Below are 25158 nucleotides of genomic sequence, written 5' to 3'. Positions count from 1 at the left end.
TTTATGCTTTTATTTTTTTTATTTTTGTAAAGGAGATTATTAATTGTGCAAGTGGATAAACTAGAATTATATCTTTCGGAAGTTAAAATTCAGCAAGCAATTAAAACTTATGCTGAAAAAATTAATACCTTATATGCTGGGAAAAAATTATATTGTGTTGGTTTAATGAATGGTGCACTATTTTTTATGAGTGATTTATTAAAACAACTTACCAACTATATTGTTGTTGATACAATGAGTGTTTCAAGTTATCAAAAAACAACTTCTACCAACAATATTATTATTCATAAAGATATTTCAAAAGATATTACAGGCCAAGATGTGTTGCTTATTGAAGACTTAATTGATACTGGTCAAACCTTATCAGTTGTGATTGAAAAACTACAAGCAAAAAAACCAAATAGTTTACGAGTGGTTTGTTTAGCAGATAAAATCGATATGCATCCTGAATTTAAATATTCTTATGATGCCTTATTTACTCTCCCAAATGAATTTGTGGTTGGTTATGGGTTTGACTATGATGATCAATATCGTCAATTACCTGATGTATATATATTTAGAGGTGAATAAATGAAAACAGAAAATAAAATTATTATCTTAGATTTTGGGTCACAATACACCCAATTAATTGCGCGACGAATTCGTGATTTAGAAGTATATTGTGAGGTGTGGCCATACAATACACCATTAGAAAAAATTAAAGCAACACCAATGAAAGGAATTATTTTGTCTGGTGGTCCTGCTTCAGTTTATGCAGAAGATGCTTTTTTAATTGATTCAGCATTATTGCAATTAGACTTACCAATTTTAGGAATTTGTTATGGGATGCAATTAATTAGTCATTTATCTGGCGGGAAAGTTCAACGAGCAGCAAAACAAGAATTTGGTTTTTCAGAATTAGTTGTTGATGATCAACATGATTTATTTGCTAATATACCAGTTAAATCACAAGTATGAATGAGTCATGCTGATCATATTGAAGTGATGCCATTAAATTTTGTTCAAATTGCGCATAGTGAAAATTCAATTAGTGCAATTAAACATGCAACTAAAAAAATTTATGGTTTGCAATTTCATCCCGAAGTAACACATACGTTAATTGGCCAACAGTTATTAAAAAATTTTGTTTTGAATATTTGTAAATGTGCTCCTGATTGAAAGATTTCCGAATTTATTGCTGCTGCAACAACGGAAATTAAAACAAAAGTTGGAGCTGATAATGTTGTCCTAGCATTATCGGGAGGGGTTGATTCTAGTGTTTGTGCTGTTTTATTACATCGAGCAATTGCTCAGCAACTAACCTGTATTTTTGTTGACACTGGGTTATTACGTCAAGATAGTGGTTGAAATGATTTACAAAAATTTCAAAAACAATTTGGGTTGAACATTCTCAGAATTGATGCTAAAGAAAGATTTTTAACAGCTTTGGCGGGTGTTACTAATCCAGAACAAAAACGAAAAATTATTGGAAACTTGTTTATTGAAATTTTTAATGAAGAAGCCCAAAAAATTAAAAATGTTAAATGATTAGGGCAAGGTACTATTTACCCCGATGTGATTGAATCAGTCTCGGTAAAAGGACCTTCTGCAACAATTAAATCACATCATAATGTCGGGGGTTTGCCAAAAGACTTACCTTTTCAATTAATTGAACCATTACGTGAATTATTTAAGGATGAAGTTCGTAAAACTGGTGAAGCATTAGGCATTGCGCCCAAATTTGTTTATAAGCATCCTTTCCCGGGACCAGGTTTAGCGGTCCGCATTATTGGTGAAATTACATCTGACAAAATAGCATTATTACAAGCAGCTGATCAAATTTTTATTGATGAATTATATAATTTTAATTTATACAATCAAGTTGCGCAAGCTTTTGTTGTTTTATTGCCAGTTCAATCAGTTGGAGTAATGGGTGATGTGCGAACATATGGTTATACTGCCGTTGTTCGTAGTGTTGATACAACTGATTTTATGACAGCAAATTGATCGCGACTACCGTTTGAACTATTAGAAAAAGTTTCATCACGAATTGTTAGTGAAGTTCATGGTATTAATCGTGTAACTTACGATATTACTTCAAAGCCCCCAGCAACAATTGAATGAGAGTAGAAACTACAACATTGTTTTATAAAACAGTAGAGAATGTTAGTAGAAAGAATATTAAGAAAAAATAATAATGTAATCTATTTTGTATTATAATTAAAGATAAGGAAGTTTTTGAAATAATCTCCAAGTTAAATAACAATAATTTAGTATTAATGTTTATATTGCAAATTAATTGGAATTGAAGTGAAAATTTATGCAAATTATTAACAATACTAAATTTTATTATAGAGTTATGCTTTTGCTTAATTTTTTATATGCATAGTATTTGATTTTATTTCAGAAACAATATATACTACCATTATTTTGACTTTTAAATTTTAAATAAAACTAAAATGAAAGAAGGAAAAAATAATGAAAAATTTAATAAGTATTTTAAGTAGTTTAACAATTGTTGGGAGTACTATCCCTAGCACTATGTTTAGCAGTTTATATCATATAAATAAAAATGAAAGTATTTTATATACTAATTATCCGACTAAGGATGATAACTTTCATTCAACAGCTGGAGTGCAGTTAAATCCAGCAATAGGTTGGTAGCATGGACGCCCAAAGCATTAATACTTCTGTTCCAGATAATCCTATAAGACTAATAAATAAGGTTCATCTAAAAGACTTTTTTGCAATTAATGATGGAATTAATAGAAAAGAATATCGCGAAGTAACTATTTTAAAAGACTTGGATAAGTCTACTACCAAATAACTAGTATTTACATATAACTAATCAAGTCGAAAATGGGAGCGATTCTGATCCTAACGGATATCGCCTTAGCAAAATTGAAATTAAAGTTACAATAAATCTTGTTAAACCATCAGGTAATGAGTATACTGTTGAAATTGAACATATTATTAATGGAACGATTCGAAGTACCATTCATCTGCTTCGTATAACAAGCTATATTAATACTGTCATTTTTCAAGATTATTCAGCATAAGGTATTGGTTTGTTAATTTCATTAATTTTTAATGTAATATAAAGAATTAAAACAGTAAAAAGTGAGAGGGTTATCCTCTCATTTTTCATTATTTTATTGGATTATAATGTAATTAAGAAAGTGTAAATTATTTGCAAATTATTTTAAAAATGATATCATTTATGTTAAGAATGTTGAGGTATAAAATGCAAATTAAGATGCTACAAGAATTTAAAATTTTTTTGCAAAAAAATAAATTAATTCTTTTTGATATCTTTAATATTCTACAAAATAAAAATATAATGCAAATTAATAATGCTATTTACTAGTTGGTAATCTTTACAAACTAGTTTTTTTATGCAATTTTAAGAATGAAAGGAGAAAGAAAAAATGGAAAGAGAACAAGTTCCAAGCATTGATAATAATATTAAATTATTATTAGCACCTCATGAACGACCAAAAAGTATTTTGCAATGGTCAATTTTATCCTTACAACATGTTTTCGCAATGTTTGGTTCAACGGTGTTAGTGCCATTAATTATTAATCAAACAGCGGGTGTTGAAGTTATGAATATTTCAATGGCTTTATTTTGTTCAGGGGTTGGAACCTTAATTTACATTGCCATTACTGCAGCAAAAGTTCCAATGTATTTAGGAAGTTCGTTTGCCTATATGGGAGCAATGGGGGTTTGTTATCCCCTTTATGGAAATGCAATTTTTATTGCTGTTATGATGGTCGGAGTTATTTACATTACGTTTGGGATTTTAGTATATTTTATTGGCAATAAATTTTTAGAACGTTTATTACCAGCAGTTATTGTTGGACCATTAATTATTATTATTGGAATGTCAGTTGCTCCGAGTGCCATTAATAATGCCGGATTTAATCCAGCAGCTTGAAAAGAAAGTTATTCACACTGAATTGGCATTGGGATTGCAGTTTTCACGTTTTTAGTAACAGCAATTATTGCTTTAAAATGTAAGGGGTTTGCAAAAGTGGTACCAGTTATTATTGGTGTTGTTATGGGTTATTTACTGTGTGTTATTTTGCATTTTGCAATTGGAACTCAATATCATATTTTAGACACATCAAAAATTGTTGATCCAAGCCAATGACAATGGTATCCATCTTTTAAAAAAATTTGAGATTTAAAAGCAAGTAACATTGGACCCGCAATTTTAGCAATTAGTCCCTTAGCAATTATTGCAATTGCTGAACATATTGGTGATCATATTAGTATGGGGCAAATGACAGGTAAGAATTTTGTTAAAGACCCTGGAATGCATCGAACATTAGTTGCGGATGGAGTTTCAATTATTTTTGATGGACTAATAGGTGGGCCAGCAAACACAACTTATGGTGAAAATGCATCAGTTGTTGGAATGACCAGAATTGCTTCAGTGTGAGTAACTGGTTTAGCAGCACTGTTTGCGATAGTATTATCTTTTATTGCCCCTGTTAACCAGTTGGTACAAATGTTACCAGGGCCAGTAATGGGCGGTATTAGTATGATTATGTTTGGGTTAATTGCTACTAATGGAATTCGGGTTTTAATTAATAATCGGATTGATTATACAAATATGAAAAATGTTTTTGTTACCGCAATTATGCTAGTTTTGGGATTAGGTGGTGCCATTTTTAACTTTAATATCGGTAGTGGTAATTTACAATTTACGGGTGTTGCCTTAGCAGCTTTTGTTGGCATTTTCTTAAATTTACTTTTACCTGATCACCAAAATAATGGGTTCTTATGATGAGAAAAAATAAAGTTAATTATGAAGAAGAAAAAAGAACATTCAATAACAAAAAATGACAAAACAAAGCAAAAACAAAAGGTAAAGCAAAAGCAAAAAACTGATAAGAAAAATGACTAAGTTAATAAAAGCAAAAAAGCAATAGAAATTGCTTTTTTTAATATGTTTTTAGAATATTAGTGTTTAATTTAATTATTTTTGATAATATTTTGGATTCAATCATTAAAAGCACCAACAGCAGTAAAAACAGTTGGTAATGGTGTTGTTCAATCATAAACACCATGACTAACAATTCCTTCTGTTACTCAGTGGTTATCAATTTTTTGAATGACAGGACCACCACTATCACCAAGAGCGGAGCTTATTCTTTTACCAGTAATTGTTCCACCTAGGAAATCATAGTTTTGATCAAAATTAGAAACTTGATATTTTGGATCTTTGGCAATTGCTGGGTCTTGAATTGGCATCAACGCCTTTTTCATGTGAGTTGGCCAAACTGGTTGCCCCTGGGAATCAACACCACTAATACCAAAACCAGTTACAATTGTGTTTTCTCCTGCTTGGGGGATTTGTGTTTTATTAGCAATTTGAATTGGCGCAATATCTGTGATGGGATGATCTAATTTAACTAAGGCAATATCTTTTATCATATCATAATGAGTACCACCATAGACAAAATATTTGTTAGCATATACTGTTTCTGGTTGATAAGGTGTTATTTTGTCATAAACACCAAAAGTAATTTGCATTGTTAATTGAGCAAATTGGAAATCACTGGCAACATGTGCTGCTGTTAAAACCCAATTTGGTGCAATTAATACTCCGCCACCAGAACCGGTGGTGGTAATTGGGGCACCTTTGTTACTTATTAGACCATATCATGGAAATTCACCATTGGTAACATCAACACCATTTGTAACTTCAACATTACTATTTTTATTATTAATAACAATTGTGCTAATTGCACTTGTACTAGCCATTGCTAGACTAGTAAAAAGAACCAGTGTTTTTTTCATAGTTCCATCTTCTTTCTTAAATTATTGGTTCTAGGATGAGGGTGGTTAGTTCTCAATTATTTTATAACCGGTTTTATTATATTCTTAACAATGTGCAAAAAAGTTGTTTTATATTTTTTTATTACGAAAATTATTTCCGTGTTTTTCTTTTTTTATGAATGATTTTAAAAAATTTAGTTGCAAATAAGTGACTTTTATAGAATAATTAATAAGGAATAATTCGGTTTGTTATTAGGTTAGATTTTAAGGAAGTGAAAATTAGTGCTATTTTTGAAAAAACTGGAGGCTTTTGGATTTAAGTCATTTGCTGACCCATTAACTGTTAATTTTGACCATGAAATGATTGGAATTGTTGGTCCTAATGGGAGTGGAAAATCAAATATTAGTGATGCAATTCGTTGATGCCTAGGTGAACAATCAATTAAATCACTTCGTGGAAATAATAGTGAGGATGTTATTTTCAATGGTTCTGAGACAAAATCAGCTTTAAATATGGCAGAAGTTAAATTGACTTTTGATAATACAAAACGTATTTTTGCGTTGGATTATGATGAAATTGAAATTGTTCGTCGTGTTTTTCGTGGAACAGGAGAAAATGAATATTTTATTAATAAACAACGTGTTCGTTTAAAAGATATTCAAGATTTTGCGATGGATAGTGGCTTAACTAAATCGTCGTTAGCTATTATTTCGCAAGGAAACATTAATGCTTTTGCAGAAGCAAAACCTTTGGATCGTCGTGCTTTATTTGAAGAAGCGGCCGGAGTTGCAAAATATAAGCGTCGTAAATTAGAATCATTAAAAAAATTAGAACGTTCAAATGAAAATTTAGCTCGTTTAAAAGATATTTTAAATGAAATTGAACGAAAATTACCAAGTCTAAAACGACAAAGTGAAAAAGCTTTAAAATATACTACTTTAAAAGACAAATTAAATGAAATTGAATTAGCAGTTTTAGTTAAAGATATTACTTTTTTTAATGATAAATTACTTGAATTACGTGAGCAACAAAAAACAGTTACAAGTACTAAACAAGACGCTGATCGTGAATTAAAGAATAAAGAAATTGAATATAATGAATTAAATAAAGAAAATTTTAATTTAGATACAAAAATCAGTGTTTTAAGTAAAGAGTTTCAAAGTTTAGTTTCAGAAATTAGTGATTTGAAAGTGCATAAAATTGAATTAGATAATAAAGAAGTTGCTTTAAAAATGTCAAATAATGATATTACGATTACTAATATGCTTAGTGATTATAATGAATTAATTATTAATCTTCAAAATGAGCAAGAAAAACTAGAGACTTTGGAGAAACAACAACTGGAATATCGAACTCAACGTAATACTTTTAATACAACCCAAGCGAAATTAAATGAAGATTTGGGGGCAATTAATAAAACAATTGTTCGTTTAGAAAGTGACTTAGAACGAGCACAACATAAGTTTGAAAATCAGGATAACTTACATGAAGGAGTTAAAAACATTATTAATAATAAGAACGTCTTGCCAGGAATTATTGGGTTAGTACAAGAAGTAATTAATGTTGATGATAAATATGAACAAGCAATTGTGACAGCTTTAACAGGACGGTTACAAGATATTTTAGTTAAAAATGTTGATAGTGCAAAACGAGCAATTTTATATTTAAAACAAAACCGAGCTGGGCGAGCAACTTTTATTCCATTAGATGTTATTTCACCGCGTTATTTGAGCAGTGATGAAGAATTCGTCATTAAGTCAGTACCCGGATATTTGGGATTGGGAAATAATTTAGTTAAAACAAGCAAAGAATATCGCATTGCAATTGACTATTTATTAAGTCGATATATTATTTGCAATGATTTTGATAGTGCACAAGAAGTTGGAAAATTAACAAAATATCGTTATAATATTGTTACTTTAGATGGCGAAGTAATTCGCCCACAGGGTGCTGTATCGGGTGGAACACGGCGTGCTAAAATGACAATTGCAAATCCAGAAAAAGAAATTAATGAAATTAATGGGCAATTGGTTCTTAAGGCTAATGAACAGCAAGAAATTACAAAACAATTAAGTATAATTCGTCATCAATTGGATGAAGTTAATGAAATTATTGCTGAAAACCAGGCTTCAATTGGAGCAGCAAAACGTCAAATTGAAATTATTAACCATGATCAGTTGAAATTGCAAAGTGAATATCATCTTTTAACAGCAAAAAATATTGACGAAACAAAATTAGAAGAGAATCAAGAGGTTTTAAATATTGTTGATAAAATTAAACAAAAAGAGTTTTTAAAAACAAAATTAGAGCAACAATTAAATGTTGCTCGCAGTTTAAAAGATAAACAATCACTTAACATTAATGACCTAAATAATTATATTTCTGAAAAACGTTATTATATTTCAGCCTTACAAGAACAAATTAGTAAAATCAATACTGATTTATCAATTATTAATGTTAAAATTCAACAAAATTTGACACGATTAACTGAAGAGTATCAAATGACATATGATCATGCTAAAACATTGGAGTTAAAAGTAATTGATAATGAAGATTTTATTCGTGATGAAATTAAGCAATTACGAAGTGATTTGGCCCAAATTGGTAGTGTTAATTTAGAAGCAATTGATGAATATAAAGAAGAGTACGAACGCTTCCAGTTTATGAATAATGAGTATAATGATTTACATGATTCTGTTAAAAATTTATTAAAATCAATTGATGAGATGGATGTTATTATGGAAGAACAATTTGATAACACGATTAAGGCAGTTAATAAAAATTTACCATCAACCTTTGAAGTTTTGTTTGGGGGTGGTTCGGCAAAAATTATTTATACTGAACCAGAAAATTTATTAGAAACTGGTGTTGATATTAAAGTATCACCACCTGGGAAAAATATTACTAATTTGAATTTGTTATCTGGTGGTGAAAAATCATTAGTTGCGTTATCAGTTTTATTTGCAATTTTAAAAGTTCGTCCAATTCCGTTAGTTATTTTAGATGAAGCAGAAGCACCATTAGATCCAGCAAATGTTGAACGTTTTGCTAAATACATTCGTACATTTGTTGAAACAACACAGTTTATTGTTGTTACTCATCGCGTGGGAACAATGGAAAATTGTGATGTTCTATATGGTGCCACAATGCAACAAAAAGGGGTAACTAAGATTGTAGGAATTAAATTACAACAAGCAGAAGAAATGATTAAAGAGTTTGAAAATAAAAAAGCATAAGATATTTTATGATTTTTTATTTTATTTGATACAATTAATGTGAACAAATTAGAAAAGTTAAAAGACATATTACAGCGGGAGGAAACTTAACAGATGAAGCCAAACGAATCTACTAAAGCTGTTTCAAAAAAGAAAGAAAAGAAAAATTTCTTTAAAACTTTAGTAGGAGAGATTAGCAACCATAAAATGATTACTTTAATTGGTTTTGTTTTAGTGTTAGTAATATCAATTGTCATTTGGACAGTTGCTTCTGCAAGTAATGTTATTGTCGCGGGGGGAAGTACTTCTGTTGCACAAGTAATGGCAAATATTACTGAACAATATAAACGTGATAAAAAAGAAGACATCTTATATAATTCATTAGGAAGTGCAGCTGCTTTAGTTGGTGTTAAAAATGGAAGTTATGCTTTTGGTTTTTTATCAAAAGATGTTAAGTCAACTCCAACTCAAGGTGATAATCGTGCTAATGCCCAACAATTATGAGACGATTATCAAACTTCTCGTTTTGTGTTTGCTCGTGATTATATTGTTTTGTTTTATCATTTACCAACTGGTTCTGAAATTAACCCTAATCAACAGTCATTATATTTTAAAAGTTTTTATGGTGGAGAAGGAACGGCATTAATTAAACGAATTTACACTGATCCTAATTTTACATGACAACAGGCTTTTGGTTCACAATTAGTTGGTAGTGGCGGTAATAATAAATTTTATACTTTAACTCGAGAAGCGGGAAGTGGAACAAGAGACTTTTTTGAATCAGCTGTAATTGGAACGAAAAATTATGAAACTAATCAAGTTGCAGCATCAAACGGAGCGATGTATCAGGCTGTTTCAACTACACCAGGATCAATTGGTTTTATTTCATTTTCATATCTTAAAACAATTATTGATGATAATCGGTTAGGCGCAAAATCAATTGCCGGTGTAATTGGAAAAAATATAACTACCCCCGAATTACCATACCGAGTTGTTGAAAATAATTTAGAGTTTAACCCAGCATATTCTTTAACCCGACCATTTACGGGAATTGTTAATTATCGTGGTTCACAATTTGATAAAGCATTGGCTTTTATTGCTTGAATGTTAGATCCTCTGCCATATGCAAAAACAAAAAAATATCTGAGTGATGGTACCGATAATCCTTATTATGATTCAAATTTTAAATTAAGTGTTCATGATGCAGCATATTGGTATATTGAAGAGGGCGAAGAACCGTTAACGTTTGATGATATTTTCTTTCGAAAATATAATAATAATACAACTTTTGCCAAAAGTGGCAAAGCAACAGCTGATGAAAAAGTTCCATGAAATTTTAGAGCAGATTATAGTAGCATTTGAGATACTATTTTACAAAAATTTCCTGGTCAATATCAAGCGTTTCCTGGTTATGAGTATAAAGGATTGGAGAACTAACAATGGCAAATAAAGATGTTAAAGAAGTTGTGACAGCTGATAAAAAACCAATGGGGGAAAAAATGCGAATGTGACGCATTCGTTTTGCCAATAATTTTCGTGGTCGAAAACAGTTAACTGATTTTGGTTCTAAAATTATTATCTATAGTTTTGCGATTTTAACAATCTTAATTTTATTAACACTAGTTGGATTTATTATTTATAAATCAATTTATTTTTTTCAACATTATCCAGGTGGTTTTTGAGGATTTTTATCGGGTCAAACCTGAAATGCCAATAATAATCAATTTGGAATTTGGCGAATTGTTATTGCAACCTTTTTTGTCTTGTTAATTGCTTTACTTTTTGCAATTCCGTTAACAATTTTTTCTTCATTATATATTTCAGAGTATCTAAGTTCAACGCTTAAACGCCGGGTAATAGGAATTATCCAATTGCTTGCCGGAATTCCGTCGGTTGTTTTTGGGTTATTTGCTTTAGCCATTTTAGGACCATTGTTTATGTTAATGGGAGCACCATCCACATCAAACTTATTGGTAACATCAATTACTTTAGCATTTATGGGATTACCAATTATGATTTCTTTATCAATAAATGCATTAGAAAATGTTCCCGATTCATATCGTTTTGGATCATTAGCATTAGGTTTAAGCAAAACACATACTACTTATCGCATTGTTTTACGATCAGCATGGTTTAAAATTATTACTGCCATTATGATGGGGGTTGCTCGGATTATTGGAGAAACAATGGCCGTTATGATGATTGCTGGAAATGCACCAGATGGATTAAAAATTGGGAATGGTTTTTTTAATTTTATTTTCTCAGCAATTGCAACCTTGGCTTCAACAATTGGATTAGAAATGTTAGAAAATTCTGGGCCAATGCATGAATCAGCCCTATACGCAATTGGGTTGGTCTTATTTGTAATTGTCTGTATTATTAACATTTTCATTATTTCATCACAAGCGTTTAATAAACGTAAACGAAATTATCATACTCGTAAAACAACAAAAAGTTTGCGTTTAAGTAAATCATATAATGGTAATAAAATTAATAAATTATTTTATGAACGGATTGAAAAAACCCGAGGAATTAAAAAAATTAAAGACGGCTTGGGAATGTTTTTTCTAATTTCATCAACAGTGATCGTCGTATCTTTTACCTTGATTATTTTAATCACTATTATTTGAAAAGGGTTATTTGGCATGGTTTGACGAGACTTAATTTCTACTTCAACATTTGATGGCGGTGCTGGAATTCTTTCAACCTTTTTAGTTACTTTATTACTAGTTATTTGTTCAATGATTTTTGCTGTGCCATTAGGGTTGATGGTGGCAATTTATTTAAATGAATATGCTCGTCAAAGTAGTATTTTTGCTAAAGCAGTTCGTTTTGCGATTGATGTTTTATCATCAACACCAAGTATTATTTATGGAACATTTGGTTTGGCCTTCTTTATTGGTGTTTTACGATTGCCATTATCAGTTTTAGCGTCTGGATTGACTTTGACAATTGTTATTCTACCAATTATGATTCGTAGTATTGAAGAAGCGTTAGCGGGGGTTGAAGATTCAATGCGAAATGCCTCGCTGGCTTTAGGAGCAAATAAAACAGCAACAACTTTAAAAGTTGTGTTACCAAATGCAATGCCTGGAATTGTAACAGCAATTATTTTAGCAATTGGTCGCGTAATTGGTGAATCAGCACCAGTTTATTTAACATTAGGAACGGCCGTGCGGTTGCCAATTGCTGGCTTTATGTCACCAGGAGCAAGTATGACAACGCAAATTTTAATGTTATCAAAAGAAGGTGTAACAGCTGATGCTATGCGGATTATGTTTGAATTAGCCTTTGCAATTATGGTGTTAATTTGGTTATCAAATAGTTTTGCCCATATTTTAGGGAAAAAATTTGCCCCAAATTATGTTAAAATTGGATTTAAGCAGAAGTGAAAAATGCGAATTACTAGTTTGAAGTTTTTCTTTTCAAGAGATAACTATCTTCATCAAAAAGAAAATTTTAATAATTTTTGAAAAAAATTTGTATCAAAGAAAAAACGAACAGCAAAAGAAGAAAAAAACGATAAGAAAGGAGAGAAATAATGGATCCAAAAGTAATTATTAATAATCCAACATTTGATTCATCAGATAATAATCCAGATTTAATTGAAGTAAAAAATGTTGATTTTTTCTATAAAGGAAATAAACAAGCACTTTTTAATATTTCAATGAAAATTAAAGAAAATACGGTAACTTCTTTTATTGGTTCATCTGGATCGGGAAAATCAACATTATTACGATTATTTAACAGGATGAATGATGTTGAGCCTAAATCAGTTGTTAAAGGTGAAATTCTGATTAATGGAAAAAATATTTATAGTCCTGAAACAGATATTGTTAAATTACGTACTGATATTGGTATGGTTTTTCAAAAACCATCACCATTTCCAATGTCAATTTATGATAATGTTGCTTATGGACCACGAAACCAGGGGATTCGTGATCGAAAACTAGTTAATAGTATTGTTGTTGAAAGTTTAAAACGAGCAGCATTGTGAGACGAAGTGAAAGATAATTTAAGAGATTCTGCTTTTGCTTTATCGGGAGGACAACAACAACGGTTATGTATTGCTCGTGCCATTGCAATGAAACCAAAAATTTTATTAATGGATGAACCAACAAGTGCTTTGGACCCAATTTCAACATCAAAGATTGAAGAATTAATTACACAGTTAAAAAAAGATTTTACGATTATTTTAGTAACACACCATATGCAACAAGCAGCACGCGTTGCTGATTATACTGCTTTTTTTGCAAAAGGAAAATTAATTGAATATAATAAAACTAAGATTATTTTTTCACGTCCAGCTAATAAAAAAACTGAAGATTATATTACTGGTCGTTTTGAATAACAACAGAAAGGAGAGAAATGATGAGTGTTAAAATTGAAAATGATCTAGCCCAAACAAAACAAATGATTATTGATATGATTGCGATGACAAAAAATCAATATGATGATATGGTTAAGTGTCTTGAAGAAAATGATATTGAACTTGGTCAAAGTGTGATTTCATCAGATGAAACAATTAATAAAATGCAAGAAGCTTTCATTGAAGTTTCATTATGAAAAATTGCCAAACAACAAATGGTGGCAAAAGACTTACGACGAGCAGTTGGTTTTATATTAATTGTTAAAGAAGTTGAACGGATTGCTGACTATGCAAAAGGGATTTGTCGTTACTACATTAAATATAAACCCTCAACTAAATTAATTAATTTTTTAAAAAAATTAGTTGCCAAAGTTATTGAGATGTTAACTGAAGTATCAAATATTTTTGAAGAAGAACGAATTGAATCAGCATATAATATTTTAAAATATGATACAGAATTAGATAAACTATATAAAATTGAAAATGATGCATTAATTGAAAAAATTCGGGAAGCAAAAACAAAGGAAGAAATTAAAGTTATTACTCTAACAATGCAACAATTACGTTCAATTGAACGAGCAGGGAGTCATATTATTAATATTGCGGAAACTTTAATTTATATTATTGAAGGAAAAATCTATGACTTTGAATTACCAATTTAAAATAATCTTCTTTATGAAGATTATTTTTTTTGCTTATAATATTATTAAAAATAAGGGCTGATTTACTAGTAATTTGTTATAAATATTATAAAATAAAATTGTTAAAAGGGTTAATTTTAAAGGAGAATTGATATGTCATATTTAGATAATTTAAATTTATGGAAAAAGGCTAAAAACTTAGATCGAACATTAGCGGCTGAATTTCAGCAAATGTCTGAACCCGAATTAATTGCTGCTTTTTCTAATGATTTAGAATTTGGAACAGCTGGTTTGCGGGGATTGCTTGGTCCTGGGACGGGAAAAATGAATTTATATACAATTAGAAGAGCAACTTTAGCATTTATGCAATATTTAAAGATAATTTATTCAGAAACAGATTTAAAAACAAAAGGTGTTGTCATTGGCCATGATAATCGCCATTTTTCCACTGCGTTTGCACAAGAAGTAGCAGATATTTTTGCTACTAATAATATTAAAGCAATTTTATTTCATAATAATGACTTACGACCAACACCAATGGTATCATATACTATTCGGAAAATGGGTGCTACTGCAGGAGTTATTATTACTGCTAGTCATAATTCTCGTGAGTATAATGGTTATAAAATTTATGATCATAATGGTTGTCAATTTTTGCCTGTGGCAACAGATATTATTGGGGCAAATTATTTAAAAATTAAAGAGGAAGTTTTTAATTTAACATTAAAACCAAATCCAACTTTGATAACTTATGTTCCATTAACAATTGAAGAAAATTATATTACTGATGTTAAAGCAATGCAGTTTTATCCAAATCAACAACGTGATATTAAAATTGTCTTTTCTAATCTACATGGAACAAGTAAAGATTGAACCCCACGAATTTTACAAGAATGTGGGTATAAAGTTATTATTGTCGAAGAACAATTTGCAAATGATCCTGACTTTACTTTTGCTCCTAATCCAAATCCAGAATTAACTGAGTGTTATGATTTAGCATTAAAATATGCCAAAAAGGTTGATGCGGATGTTATTATTTTGAATGACCCCGATGCTGATCGTTTGGGGATTGGTGTTAAAACAGCGGATAAGGAATACTACTTGATGACAGGAAATGAAACTGCTCCGGTTTTAATTGAATATTTATTTTCACATTATAAAAAGAACAAAACATTACCAACAAATGGGGTTTTATACAATACTTTTGTAACAGGTAATTTATCAGATAAAGTTGCTGAAAGTTATGGTGTTAAAGTCATTAAAACACTAACTGGCTTTAAATGAATTGGTGATCAAATGAGTAAGGCGTCTGCAAATGGAATTCAGTTTTTATTTGGATTTGAAGAAGCATATGGATATGTTTTAAAAGATATTACCCGTGATAAAGATGGGATTCAATCATCATTAGTATTGGCTGAAGCTTGTTGATATTACCACCAACAAGGAAAAACACTATATGATATTTTAGTTGAACAATATGATAAATTTGGGTATTTTTATTGTAATACCGTTAATTTAATTCGTGATAGTGTTGATGGGAAAATTATTATTAAAAATATGTTACAAAAATTACGACAAGAAGCAATTCCTAGTTTAAATGGAATCAAGTGTATTAAAAAAGAAGATTACCTTGAGGGACTATATGATATGCCAGGACAAGATTTATTAAAGTTTTATTTTGAAGATGGTAGCTGATTTGCTGTTCGGGCAAGCGGGACAGAACCTAAAATTAAGTTTTATTTTGTTTGTGTGGATAAATCAAATGATCAAGCAAAAGCCAAAATGAAAGCAATGTACCAAGAATTAGAAACTAATTATTTAAATGCTTAAAAGTGTGCTAAGATATATTTAGAAAATAGGGGGGTACTAAATGGCAAAGATTATATTTGAAGCTGATGATAATCGCAAAGGTATTATAGATAAACTTTTTGTTAAAAATCACCAAAAAGTTCAAGCAGGAGATAAAATTGCTAATGTCATCACCCAAAATAAAGTATATGAAATAAAAACACCAGAAGCCGGTGAAGTACAAAATCTTATTGCTTATGAAAATAAAGTTATTAATAGTGGTGATATTTTATTAGAAATAGCACCATCAGAACCTACTCTTAATGAACAAAAGTATGAAACTAGTCAAGATTATAATACTAGTTCTTTTAGTGGTTCATCAAAGTATAATACACATAACAATCCATCTGTTGATATTAAAAAATCAGAAACTGAAATTTTTCGTGAAGAATTAATCGAAACATTATTAGCCCGAGAAGTTGCTGGCGAAAACCCTAAGAATGATTTTGATCCGACAATTGAATTGAAGTCAGAAGTGTCATCAGCACAACAAGTGTCAGAAAATTTATTTCAAGATAGTGTTAGCACAACATCATTTCTTTTGAAAGATAAGGTTGAAAATGTTATTGAAAATATTCCAACTGAAAATAATATTAAAACTTTGAAAAAAGACCTTGGACAATTAAAAGACAATTTAACAATGGTTAAAGATGATTTGGAAACTATTAATATTCAAGAAGAAATTATTGAAGATATTGCACATTTAGAACAAGATTTAGCATTATCAGCAGAAATGAGTGAAAGAACACAAACCTATGATGAAATATCAAATACGATGATTCATCGTATGTATACTGATATTCAAGATGAGTTAAATCAAGAGAGTAATGAAAAGGAATTAATTTTAGGTGATGATAATCCAGAAACAATTTATTTTAATGAAGATTTAACATTAGAAGAATTAGGGGAAGATATTGTTTTATCTACTTCAAATATTGAAGGAATTAATGCGCCCTCAAATTTAGGGCATGATGTTTTAGAAGACCCAAGTGTAACTACAACAAAAGTAAATAATAATTCACATTCGACAGATGTTGAAGGTCATTCTCCCCATTTAAAACCGCCTGTTGTTTCACATTCAAAAGTTCATAGTAACGATGGTGAAACTGTTGTGCATTCTGCTGAATCAAAGCCCCATTATGTCTCGGATTCAACACATGCTGACCACGATAAAACAACAAAACCGCATGTTGTCCCACATACAGTGGTGCATAATAATCATAGTGAATCTGCTACATCTAATGAAGAAATAAAAACCCATTCGGAACATTCAAAATCGCATCCCGCTTCGCATTTAGAACCGGCTGAAAATGCAAAATCACATATTACGCATTCAAAAACCCATTCTGATGAAAGTTCTAGTTCACATTCTGCTTCGCACTCTAAGCCACATCAGGTATTGCATTCAGCGCCTACTGAACATGACAAAGCAACAAAATCACATGTTGTTTCACATTCAAAAGTTCATAGTAACGATGATGAATCTGCTGTGCATTCTGCCGAACCAAAAGCTCATTCAACAACACATTCAAAATCACATCTTGAAACACTAAAACATATTAAAGAAAAGGCAATTGTTGATAATGATAATCAAGATTTGCGTGCTGATCAAGTTAAATTAAATCATCAAGCAATTAAACGGGCAAAAGAAATTATGGAGAGTAGAAAAAATATTGCCCATAGTTTTATTGATGTTGAAGTTGATGTTAGTGAATTAGTTAGTTTACTGTCAATTATGCGCGAAGCATATGCACCAAATGAACTTGAATTAACATTGTTGCCATTTTATATTAAGGCAGTTTATGATGGTTTAAAAAAATTTCCAATTTTAAATTCATCATTTATTAGTAAAGAACATGCGCTTTTACTAAAATGATTTTATAATATTGCTTTTAGTGTTGATATTGATGCGGGAGTGAAAATGCCTGTCTTATATGATTTAAAAAATGAATCAATTAAGGAAATTGCTTTAAAATCAACAAGATTAATTGAACAAACTGTTAATGACAAATTAACTGAAAAAGATTATCAAGATGCTTCCTTTTCAATTGTGAATTATGGTGAATATGGAATTACACGAGGGACTTTTACCATCCCAGAAGATAATGTTGCTGGAATTGCAATGGGAATTATCTTTAAAAAACCAGTTGTTGTTGAAAAAAATGATATTACAATTCGTGATATTATGGTTATTACACTTGGTTATAATGAAGCGGTGGTTGATGTTACTGAAGCAAGTAAATTTGCTCATTATGTTGCATATTTATTATCAAATCCAGGATTATTATTATAAAGCAAAAAAGTGATGTTTTTCTTCATTACGCACTTTTTTATTTTTAGAAGGGAAAGAAGACAATGAATATTAAAGACTTAACAAAAGAGACCAATAATATTGAATTAGTGGTAATTGCTGATAAAGTAACACAAGGAACTGCCTCAAATGGGAGTACTTATTTATCAATCACATTAAAAGATCGTACAGGAACAATTGAGGCACGGTTATGAGATGCTCGTCCTGCTGATATTGAATGTTGAAATAAGGGGAATTGCTATAAAGTAAATATTAATATTATTGAATATCGAAAAGTATTGCAAGCAAAAATTAATACTTATGACATTGTTGATAATGATAGTATTAACTTAGAAGATTTTATTGAAGTCGCACCACTTTCACCTGATGTAATGTATGATGAAATCATTGCCACAGTACAAGCAATGCAAACACCAGAATATCGGGAAATTATGACATTAATTTTAACCAAATATGGTGAACAATTTAAAATTTGACCAGCAGCAATTCGTAACCATCATGAAATTAAGTCGGGGCTAATTTGACATAGTTTAACAATGTTAAAAATGGCTAAGAATGTTGCTAATGTATATTTTGACCGTTTAATTGATGCTGAACTTTTATATTGTGGTGTTATTTTACATGATTTAGGAAAAGTTATTGAAATTACAAGTGGTGCAACTAATGATTTTTCATTAGAAGGTAAATTACTTGGTCATATTTCAATTATGGCAAATGAGTTAAACCATATGGCTAAAATTAATAATTTAAATTCTGAGAAAATTATTTTATTAGAACATATGATTTTAGCTAGCCATGGCCGCTTAGAATATGGGTCACCAGTTGAACCACACTTGTTAGAAGCTGAAATTTTGTCATTTTTAGATAATTTAGATGCACGAATTTATCGAATTGATAAGGAATTAGAAAAAACACCAGTTAATGAACAAACACAACGGTTATTGGCGGTTGAAGGACGCTGATTTTTAAAGCATTTTGAAAAATAACCTTTATTGTATTTAAAAATACCATAATTTTTCAAAAATTTTGGTATTTTTTTAGTTTTCTTGCGTTTTTAGTGTCTTTTTCTTTTCTATTTTTTGTGGCAGGTATATAATAGAATTACGGTATGATTTAATTTTCAGGAATAAGTGCCGCAGTTTTAAATATAACTATGAGCATTTTTTTAGTTGGTTATATCGAAAAAACTAAAAATATTATAAGAATAGAGAAGGAGAATAGAAATGAAAGTTATTGTAGTCGGAACTAATCATGCGGGGACAACTGCTGTTAGAACTTTAAGAAGACTAGATCCTAAAGCAGAAATTGTTACTTATGATAAAAACAACAATATTTCGTTTTTGGGATGTGGGATTGCATTATGAGTTTCAGGAGAGGTAAAAGATCCAAAAGGCTTATTTTATGCTTCACCAGAAATTTTGCAAAGTGAAGGTATTAAAGTAAATATGGAGCATGAAGTATTATCAATTGATAATAAAAGTCAAAAAATTCGAGTAAAAGATTTAAAAACGGGCAAAGAATTTGATGATAATTATGATAAATTGATTTTAGCAATTGGTTCATGACCAATTATCCCACCAATTGAGGGCATTAACCAAGAAGGCGTTCATATTGTTAAATGATACCAACATGGGGAATTGGTAAAAAAAGCAAATGATGATAAAAATATTAAAAATGTAGTTGTGTGTGGAGCAGGATACATTGGCGTTGAATTAGTTGATGCTTTTCACCAAAAAGGGAAAAATGTGACCCTAGTTGATATTTCAGATCGTATTATGCCACGTTATTACGATAAACCATTTACTGATAAAGTTGAAAACGCAATGCGTGAAGCAGGTGTTAATTTACGTGGTGGGGAAAAAGTTGTTAAATTCGAAGGAAATAATAACAAGGTAACAAAAGTAGTAACTGATAAAGGATCATATGATGCTGATTTAGTAATTTGATCAGTTGGATTTAAACCTGCAACAGAAATTTTAAATGGTGTTGTCGATTTAGACAAAAATGCCGCAATTATGGTTGATCAATATATGAGAACTTCAGATCCAAATATTTTTGCTGTTGGTGATTGTGTTGAAGTTTATGATAATGCTAAAAAAGCACCAGCATATATTGCTTTAGCAACAAATGCTGTTCGAACAGGAGTTATTGCTGCTGTTAATGCTTTAAAACTAGAAGGTTTAGCATCACCAGGATTTCAAGGTTCAAATGCAATTAATGTTTTTGGTTGAGCATTAGCGTCAACAGGAGTAACTGAAACAGTTGCTAAAGATCTTGGTTTTGATTATGAACAGATTACTTTTACGGATAATGATCGTCCAGAATTTATGGCATCTTACCAAGAAGTTTTAATCAAAATTCTTTGAGATAAAAAAACACGAAAAATTATTGGAGCACAAGTTGGTTCAGTAGCTAATCATACAGAAGTTATGTATATGTTTTCATTGGCAATTATGAAAGGAGTTACAATTGATGAATTACCATTAGTTGATATTTTCTTCTTGCCACATTTTAATAAACCATATAACTTTATTACTTTACCAGCATTAGAGGTATTAGGTTTAAATTACTTTAAAAAATAATTATGATTTGTTTTAAAAATCCTTCCACAGATGTTTATTTTAATTTAGCTTTAGATGAATATCTTTTAAAAAGTAATATTAAAGACAATATTTTCTTTTTGTGAAAAAATTCTAATACAATTGTCATTGGTCGTAATCAAAATACAATTGAAGAAATTAATTTACAAGCAGTTGAAACTGATAAAGTAAATGTTGTTAGACGAATTACTGGGGGAGGAGCTGTTTATCAAGATGATGGAAATTTATGTTTTTCTATTATTGTTGATAAAGATAATGAAATCGCAAAAAATTATGAAAGTATTTTGCAACCTATTATCAATGTTTTACAAAAACTTGGTTTAAATGCTAAATTTGCCGGTAAAAATGATATTGAAATTGATGGTAAAAAAATTTCTGGAAATGCTCAAATAAGATATAAGGATCGCTTATTACATCATGGAACAATTTTGTTTGATGTTGATTTAAGCAAGATGCAGAAATATCTAAATGTTGATCAGAGTAAGATTGTTTCAAAAGGAATTAAATCAATTCCAGCGCGAGTAACTAATATTCGACCATTGTTAGAAAATGATATTACAATTGATCAATTTATGAATTTTATTATGAAAGAACTATTAGCGCAAGGAACAACGGTAGTTGATTTGCCGTCAGATATTATTGCTGCTGCTAATAAATTAGCGGATGAAAAATATCGCACATGAGATTGAAACTTTGGTAATTCACCAGAATTTAGTTATCAAAATAAAATTCGTTATGAAGGAAAAGGAACTGTTGATGTTCGTTTAAATGTTAATGAAGGAAAAATTACAAATATCAAATTTTATGGTGATTTTTTAGGTTCAGGTGGAACAAACCATCTTGAAGCATTGTTAACAGGTTGTGAATATAGCCCGGAGAAAATTAAAATTGAATTATTAAAAAGTGATATTAAAGAAATTTTTGGAGAAAAATTTGAAACACAAGAAATCTTAGATGTTATTTTTAATTAAAAAGTGACACAAGAACAGAAAGGATGTAATTAAAAATGTATTTTGACAAGTTTAATTCGTTAAAAAATGAAATGCTTCAAATTATGGATGCAACAGGAAAAATTGTTAAACCAGAATTGATGCCGAAAATTAGCGATGATGAAGTTTTAACCGCTTATAAGTTAATGTGTTTATCACGTCGTCAAGATGATTTTCAAAATAAAATTCAGCGTCAAGGGCGAATGTTATCGTTTTTATCTTCGACGGGACAAGAAGCAACAGAAGTAGCATATGGAATGCAAATTATTAAAGGAAAAGATTGATTTTCTTCAGCATACCGAAATAATGCTGCTTGATTAGCAACGGGCGTTCCAATGCGAAACATTATGTTATATTGATGTGGAAATGAAATGGGAAGTAAAATGCCAGAAGGGATTAATACTTTGCCAGTAAATATTCCAATTGCAACGCAATATTCACATGCAACAGGTTTAGCGTTTGCTGAAAAGTATAATAAACGCGATGGAGTTGTTATTACAACAACTGGTGATGGAGGTACTTCAGAAGGAGAATTTTATGAAGCAATTAACATGGCTCAGTTACATGAAGTACCAGCAATTTTTATTGTAGAAAATAACCAATATGCGATTTCAACACCACGTCGTAAAGCAACAAAAGCAATTAATTTTGCAGTTAAAGGAGTTGCGGTTGGAATGCGTAATATTTTAGTTGATGGTAATGATTTTTTTGCGGTATATGGTGCCGTGCAAGAAGCAATTAACTTTGCTCGTAAAGGAGAAGGACCATCACTAATTGAATGTAATACTTATCGTTTAGGAGCACACTCATCAGCAGATGATCCAAAAGTTTATCGTGATGAAAAATTACATGAAGAAGCTTTGAAAAAAGATCCATTGATTCGTTTAAAAGCATATTTAATTGCGCAAAAAAAATGGTCAGACAAAGAACAAGAAGCATTAGATGCTGAACAAGATAAATTTGTTAAAGGTGAATTTGCTTGAGTTGAGGAAAATAATAATGTTTCAATTCATGATATTTTTGCTTATACATATGCTGAAATGCCAAAATTCTTAGAAGAACAATACCAAGAGGCAGAAGCATTTTTTGCAAAATATCCAAGTAAAGGAGGACATCACTAATGCCAGTTGTAAATAATATTCAAGCATTAACACATGCTTTAGATTTAGCAATGGAAAAACACCAGAATGTTGTTGTGTATGGAGAAGACGCTGGATTCGAAGGAGGAGTTTTCCGGGCAACTGTTGGGTTACAAGAAAAATATAGTGAAGACCGTTGTTTTGATGCGCCAATTGCCGAAGCAACTTTAGTTGGAACTGCCGTTGGAATGGCTATTAATGGAATGAAACCAATTGTTGAAATGCAATTTGAAGGATTTTCATATCCTGCGTTACAACAGCTTTTCACACACGTGGCGCGTATGCGTAATCGTTCACGCGGACGTTTCACTTGTCCATTAATTGTTCGTATGCCAATGGGGGGAGGAATTCGTGCCTTAGAACATCACTCAGAAGCAATGGAAGCGATGTTTTCGCATAACCCTGGATTAAAAGTAATTATTCCTTCAACACCGTATGATACTAAAGGATTATTGTTAGCTGCTGTGGAATCACCAGACCCAGTAATTTTTTTAGAACCAACAAAAATTTATCGTGCCTTTAAACAAGAAATTCCGGATGAATATTATACCCTACCAATTGGGGAAGGTTATAAAATTCAAGAAGGAGATGATTTAACAATTGTTACTTATGGAGCACAGGTTGGTGAATGTGAAAAAGCATTGGCACAATTAAAAGAAGAAGGAGTTAATGTTAATGTTGATTTAATTGACTTACGAACAATTCAACCATGAGATCGTGATATGGTTATTGAATCAGTTAAAAAAACTGGTCGTATTTTAGTTGTCCACGAAGCGGTTCGTTCATTTTCAGTTGCAGCAGAAGTAATTACAACAGTTAATGAAAATTGTTTTGAATATTTAAAAGCCCCGGCTGGACGGGTAACAGGTTATGATATTATTATTCCGTTTGATCGTGGAGAACATTATCATCAACCATCAGTACAAAAAATTGTTGTTAAAATTAAAGAATTAATTAACTACCAATTTTAGATAGGAGTTGTAAGAAAAATGGTTAAATTTAAATTTGCAGATATCGGAGAAGGATTAACTGAAGGAAAAGTTGCTAATATTATGATTAAAGTTGGCGATAAAATTAAAGATGGAGATGAAATGTTTGCTGTTGAAACAGATAAAGTTAATACAGAAATTTATGCTCCCTGTGATGGAATTGTTAGCAAAATTAATATGAATGTTGGTGACACAATTTATGTTGGTGATGTTGTAGTTGAAATTGATGATGGTGGTGCAGATAGTGCTGATTCAGCATCAGCACAACCAGTAGCAGCTCCAGTAGAAGAAGAAAAAGCAGCTGGAGTAGTGGGGGCAGTGCCAATTTCAAATACTGTTTTAGCTCCTCGTCATTTACCAAGTAGTAATAATGAAAATAATCAAAACAATAGTAATGTCTTATCAACACCACTTGTACGAAAAATGGCCGCTGATTTAAAAGTTGATTTGACAAAAATTCAAGGATCAGGACCAAATGGGAGAATTATGAAAGCTGATTTATCACAAGGTGGTGGAACAGCAGCAACAAGTGGGCCATCATTATCAATAACACCAATTGAAATTCCAAAAATTAATGCAACAGGTGCTGTTCGTCGTGAACCAATGTCACCAATTCGTAAGGCAATTGCTAAACAAATGACATTGTCAAAAACAGTTATTGCCGAAACAACATTAATGAAAAATATTGATGTTACAAAATTAATTGAAATTAGAACGCAATTAAAAGGACAAGCAGAAAAACAAGGTGTTAAATTAACTTATATGCCGTTCTTTATGAAAGCTTGTGCAATTGCTTTGAAAGATTTTCCAATTTTAAATTCTTCATACGATCAAGAACAACAAGAAATTATTTTCAAAGATTACTATAATATTGGGATGGCAACCGACACTCCAACGGGATTAATGGTTCCGGTTGTGAAAGGTGTTGATCAGTTAAATGTAATGCAAATTGCGAAAATGGTTAATGATTTAGCATCAAAAACACGTGAACGTAAATTAAAACCAGATGAAATGAAAGATGGAACTTTCACAATTACAAATTTTGGGTCAGCTGGAATTGAATTAGCAACACCAGTTATTAATTTCCCAGAAGTTGCAATTTTAGGAGTTGGAATTATTAAGAAAACCCCAATAATTAATAGCAACAATGAAGTTGAAATTAGTTCAATTTTACCATTGTCATTAACAATTGATCATCGTTTAATTGATGGCGCTGATGGTGGACGCTTTTTAGCACGTGTAACTGAATTATTAGAATCACCAGCTTTATTATTATTGTAAGAGAAGAG

Annotated in this window: 19 protein-coding genes; 18 read left to right on the top strand and 1 reads right to left on the bottom strand. The window is 30.6% G+C overall.

What is annotated here, in order from left to right:
• The first annotated feature begins 45 nt into the window (after nucleotides 1-45).
• The 5 genes from hpt (at nucleotide 46) to E7Y35_RS02940 (ending at nucleotide 4892) form a co-directional block, all read left to right on the top strand.
• The gene (gene hpt / locus E7Y35_RS02960; RefSeq protein ID WP_283272866.1) at nucleotides 46-570 is read left to right on the top strand and encodes a hypoxanthine phosphoribosyltransferase; all 525 of its coding nucleotides are present in this window, start codon (nucleotides 46-48) and stop codon (nucleotides 568-570) included.
• Nucleotides 571-2109, top strand: coding sequence for a glutamine-hydrolyzing GMP synthase (guaA, locus tag E7Y35_RS02955; RefSeq protein WP_283272865.1), 1539 nt, complete (start codon nucleotides 571-573; stop codon nucleotides 2107-2109).
• A 348-nt stretch (nucleotides 2110-2457) separates the two neighbouring features.
• Nucleotides 2458-2643 carry a hypothetical protein gene (locus E7Y35_RS02950; protein WP_283272864.1) on the top strand — a complete coding sequence of 62 codons (186 nt, stop codon included), beginning with the start codon at nucleotides 2458-2460 and terminating at the stop codon, nucleotides 2641-2643.
• A 1-nt stretch (nucleotide 2644) separates the two neighbouring features.
• The gene (locus tag E7Y35_RS02945; RefSeq protein WP_283272863.1) at nucleotides 2645-2806 is read left to right on the top strand and encodes a hypothetical protein; all 162 of its coding nucleotides are present in this window, start codon (nucleotides 2645-2647) and stop codon (nucleotides 2804-2806) included.
• Nucleotides 2807-3407: 601 nt separating this feature from the next.
• Nucleotides 3408-4892, top strand: coding sequence for a uracil-xanthine permease family protein (locus E7Y35_RS02940; RefSeq protein WP_283272862.1), 1485 nt, complete (start codon nucleotides 3408-3410; stop codon nucleotides 4890-4892).
• A gap of 68 nt (nucleotides 4893-4960) precedes the next feature.
• On the opposite strand, the gene E7Y35_RS02935 is transcribed toward E7Y35_RS02940, so the two are convergent.
• A complete protein-coding gene (locus tag E7Y35_RS02935; protein ID WP_283272861.1) occupies nucleotides 4961-5788 on the bottom strand; it encodes a S1 family peptidase in 828 nt (275 codons plus the stop codon).
• Nucleotides 5789-6049: 261 nt separating this feature from the next.
• Between E7Y35_RS02935 and E7Y35_RS02930 the strand changes: the two genes are divergently transcribed.
• From E7Y35_RS02930 to E7Y35_RS02870, 13 genes are all read left to right on the top strand, one after another.
• On the top strand, nucleotides 6050-9004 hold the full coding sequence (locus tag E7Y35_RS02930) for a chromosome segregation protein SMC (protein WP_283272860.1): 2955 nt from the start codon (nucleotides 6050-6052) through the stop codon (nucleotides 9002-9004).
• A 93-nt stretch (nucleotides 9005-9097) separates the two neighbouring features.
• Nucleotides 9098-10420, top strand: coding sequence for a phosphate ABC transporter substrate-binding protein (gene ptsS, locus E7Y35_RS02925; protein ID WP_283272859.1), 1323 nt, complete (start codon nucleotides 9098-9100; stop codon nucleotides 10418-10420).
• A 2-nt stretch (nucleotides 10421-10422) separates the two neighbouring features.
• Nucleotides 10423-12525, top strand: a complete 2103-nt coding sequence (gene pstA / locus E7Y35_RS02920) for a phosphate ABC transporter permease PstA (RefSeq protein ID WP_283272858.1) — start codon at nucleotides 10423-10425, stop codon at nucleotides 12523-12525.
• Nucleotides 12525-13334: a phosphate ABC transporter ATP-binding protein PstB gene (pstB, locus tag E7Y35_RS02915; RefSeq protein ID WP_283272857.1), complete on the top strand. Its 810-nt coding sequence runs from the start codon at nucleotides 12525-12527 to the stop codon at nucleotides 13332-13334. The genes pstA and pstB overlap by 1 nt, the downstream gene beginning before the upstream one ends.
• 20 nt (nucleotides 13335-13354) lie before the next feature.
• Nucleotides 13355-14014 (top strand): phosphate signaling complex protein PhoU, encoded by a 660-nt coding sequence (phoU, locus tag E7Y35_RS02910; protein ID WP_283272856.1) that lies wholly within the window; start codon nucleotides 13355-13357, stop codon nucleotides 14012-14014.
• A 132-nt stretch (nucleotides 14015-14146) separates the two neighbouring features.
• Entirely contained in the window at nucleotides 14147-15823 is a 1677-nt protein-coding gene (locus tag E7Y35_RS02905) for a phospho-sugar mutase (RefSeq protein ID WP_283272855.1), read from the top strand.
• A 40-nt stretch (nucleotides 15824-15863) separates the two neighbouring features.
• The gene (locus E7Y35_RS02900; protein WP_283272854.1) at nucleotides 15864-18134 is read left to right on the top strand and encodes a 2-oxo acid dehydrogenase subunit E2; all 2271 of its coding nucleotides are present in this window, start codon (nucleotides 15864-15866) and stop codon (nucleotides 18132-18134) included.
• A 62-nt stretch (nucleotides 18135-18196) separates the two neighbouring features.
• On the top strand, nucleotides 18197-19138 hold the full coding sequence (locus E7Y35_RS02895; protein ID WP_283272852.1) for a 3'-5' exoribonuclease YhaM family protein: 942 nt from the start codon (nucleotides 18197-18199) through the stop codon (nucleotides 19136-19138).
• Nucleotides 19139-19375: 237 nt separating this feature from the next.
• The gene (locus tag E7Y35_RS02890; RefSeq protein WP_283272851.1) at nucleotides 19376-20734 is read left to right on the top strand and encodes an FAD-dependent oxidoreductase; all 1359 of its coding nucleotides are present in this window, start codon (nucleotides 19376-19378) and stop codon (nucleotides 20732-20734) included.
• Between the two features lie 2 nt (nucleotides 20735-20736).
• Nucleotides 20737-21723, top strand: coding sequence for a lipoate--protein ligase (lplA, locus tag E7Y35_RS02885; RefSeq protein ID WP_283272850.1), 987 nt, complete (start codon nucleotides 20737-20739; stop codon nucleotides 21721-21723).
• Between the two features lie 35 nt (nucleotides 21724-21758).
• Nucleotides 21759-22862 (top strand): pyruvate dehydrogenase (acetyl-transferring) E1 component subunit alpha, encoded by a 1104-nt coding sequence (pdhA, locus tag E7Y35_RS02880; RefSeq protein WP_283272849.1) that lies wholly within the window; start codon nucleotides 21759-21761, stop codon nucleotides 22860-22862.
• Complete coding sequence (locus tag E7Y35_RS02875) at nucleotides 22862-23851, top strand: alpha-ketoacid dehydrogenase subunit beta (protein WP_283272848.1); 990 nt, start codon at nucleotides 22862-22864, stop codon at nucleotides 23849-23851. Before pdhA ends, E7Y35_RS02875 begins: the two co-directional genes overlap by 1 nt.
• 18 nt (nucleotides 23852-23869) lie before the next feature.
• A complete protein-coding gene (locus tag E7Y35_RS02870; protein WP_283272847.1) occupies nucleotides 23870-25150 on the top strand; it encodes a dihydrolipoamide acetyltransferase family protein in 1281 nt (426 codons plus the stop codon).
• Nucleotides 25151-25158 lie beyond the last annotated feature (8 nt).

The sequence above is a fragment of the Spiroplasma sp. SV19 genome (assembly GCF_030060925.1).
GTDB lineage: Bacteria > Bacillota_I > Bacilli_A > Mycoplasmatales > Mycoplasmataceae > Spiroplasma.
The sequence above is the reverse complement of the archived record's forward strand: the minus strand, read 5'-3'. Positions and strand labels throughout refer to the sequence as shown.